The organism is Maribacter sp. UBA3344, from assembly GCF_002362375.1.
Lineage (GTDB): Bacteria > Bacteroidota > Bacteroidia > Flavobacteriales > Flavobacteriaceae > Maribacter > Maribacter dokdonensis.
Genome location: NZ_DERI01000014.1, coordinates 1 through 2,554 on the forward strand (window position 1 = coordinate 1; position 2,554 = coordinate 2,554).

3 protein-coding genes are annotated in these 2,554 nt (G+C 33.7%); all 3 read right to left on the reverse strand.

The genetic code is table 11. The features are described 5' to 3' along the window. A partial coding sequence (locus tag B2Z27_RS10655; RefSeq protein ID WP_286813641.1) for a M20 family metallo-hydrolase occupies window positions 1-1,196 on the reverse strand: 1,196 nt, incomplete at its 3' end. 13 nt (window positions 1,197-1,209) lie between these two features. Further along, window positions 1,210-2,085 (reverse strand): alpha/beta fold hydrolase, encoded by an 876-nt coding sequence (locus tag B2Z27_RS10660; protein ID WP_286813642.1) that lies wholly within the window; start codon window positions 2,083-2,085, stop codon window positions 1,210-1,212. 6 nt (window positions 2,086-2,091) lie between these two features. Next, on the reverse strand, window positions 2,092-2,554 hold a 463-nt coding region (locus B2Z27_RS10665), incomplete at its 5' end, for an SDR family oxidoreductase (protein ID WP_286813643.1).

Here is a 2,554-nt window from a genome sequence, read left to right on the forward strand (position 1 = left end):
CCTGCAACTAAATCTTCTTTTTTTACACTTTCACTGGGGCTATGACTTATGCCGTTCTTGCAAGGTATAAAAATCATTCCTGTAGGGCAGAAATAGTGTAGATATCTTGCATCATGACCAGCTCCTGAGGGTAACCGCATAAGATCAATATTAAGTTTTTTTGTAAAACTTTCAATTTTGGAAACCATTTCTTCTGGAAATTTAAGTGGTTTATCATGAACAAGTTCTTTTGTAGTCACAGTACATGGTTTCGAATTATCCAAACAGATTTGACTAATTTTATCACCAAGCTCAATCAATATTTTTTCATCAGGATGTCTTAAGTCAATTGAGAAGACAACTTTTGATGGGACTACTGATGGAACATTAGGTTCTACAATTAATTTCCCTATTGTGAATCTAGTTACATCTTCATTATCCCAAATATTATTATGAAGATTTTCAATAATATTTACTGCACTGACAAGGGCATCACGTCTTACAATTCTTGGAGAAGTACCAACGTGATTTTCTTCACCAGTCACCTCGATTTTGAAAGTCCTTTTACCTTGAATACCTGTCACTATGCCTATTTGTTTTTGCTCCAACTCAAGAACTGGACCTTGTTCAATGTGTGCTTCAATATAACATTTTATCTCTCTTCCAAATTCTTTAATTTCAAGATTAGGAAAAGAAGAATGCATTTTTTTTATCTCTGAAGAAACAGTAATACCATTATCATCCTTTATCCTATTAATGTCTTCAATAGATCTGGTACCAGTATAAACTCCGGAACCCATCATGCCTGGAGCAAATCTAGATCCTTCCTCATTCATCCATGCGACAACTTCAATAGGCGATTTTGGTACTATATTATTTTCACGCAAAGCTTCAATAATCTCTATACCCGCTAAGACGCCAAATACTCCATCATATTTCCCCCCGGAAGGCTGACTATCTATATGCGAGCCAGTTAAAACTGGGGGAGAATTTTTGTTAATACCCTCTAATCGAAAAAAAAGGTTTGCTGCACCGTCAGTGTAGACTTCTATATTTAATTTTTTTAACCAATTAATGATATGTTTTCTCGCATGTAAATCTTCATTCGAAAGTGCTTGTCTGTTAACACCACCATTTTCAGTTTTTCCATGATTTGCCAATTCATTATGTCTCTGCCAAAGTCTATTATTATTTATGAGACTGGAAATATGTTTCATCTATATATATTAGCTATGTTTTCATTATTTCTAAAGGGTTAGAACGAGGATCCCTTGGTAACCATTTTTTGTTTTCTACTTGAGAAAAGAAATCTGACAAAAAGTTGTTAAAATACGAAGGTTCTTCCAAATTTATTGTGTGTCCTGTTTTTGGTAAGATTAAAAGACCAGAAGCTTTAATACATTTTTTTAAGAACAAACCGGGATTAATGCAATGATCATCTTCATCTCCTACCACAATCAAAGTCGGTGTTGAGATCTCTTTTATCGTATCTTCTAAATCATAAAGTGAAGGCCTTTTAGCTTGGACGGCATTCATTGTCATGCTTGCTCCAATATCAGAATGCTCACCCAAAATATTTAAAAAATCATCCCAACCATCTTTATCTTTAATTAGAAAGGGAATTCTTGAAGATGCTCTACCATAAATTTTAGAAAATTCTTTGCTCCCTAATTTTATAAATTGATTAGCAACGTCACTAGATAGTCTTCTAAAATAATCTTCATGTTTTTTTTCAGCGCCATATCCGCTGCCTGCAATTGTCAAAGAAATGGTTTTTTTTGGGTATTTAATGCCAAAATGAAGCGCAGCAAAACCACCCATAGATAAACCAACAATATGAGCTTTATCTATAGACAATTCATTCATAACATCATAAATATCCTCAACAGCCCGCTCCTGAGAATAGGATTCAATTGACTTCGGTACGTCTGATGGAGGATAACCGCGAGCATTAAAAGTAATACATTCGTATCTTCTTGAAAAATAACTTACTTGAGGCTTCCAACTCCTTTGGTCACCTCCAAACTCATGTACAAAAAGTACAACTTTACCTTTGCCTGTTTTTTTAACATTTAATTTAACATTATCACTTGTTGTAATAATCATAATTATTTATATAATAGAGCTCCTAGAAGATATACCTCCATCTACTGTAAATACTGTCCCAGAAGTATATCCAGATTTTTCTGATACTAAAAAAGCTATTAGATCTGAAATTTCTCGAACATGAGCAGGCCTTCCAAGTGGATACCTTTTAAGTAATTCTTGAACATGATTCTCATCACCATAAAGTTTTAATGAGCGATTTTTTAAAATTTTATAAATCCTTTCTGTTTCAACAGGACCTGGGTTTACTCCAATTACTCTTATATTATCTTCTAAACTATTTCCGCCTAATGCTTTTGTAAAGGACATTAAACCGGAATTTCCTGCAGCCCCTGCAATATATAAAGGATCATATATTTCTCCTCCGTTACCAATATTGTTTATTATTACTCCACCTCCATTTTTCTTAATCATTGGATAAAATCCACGACATAAATTTATGTATCCAAAAACTTTTAGTTCCCAACCC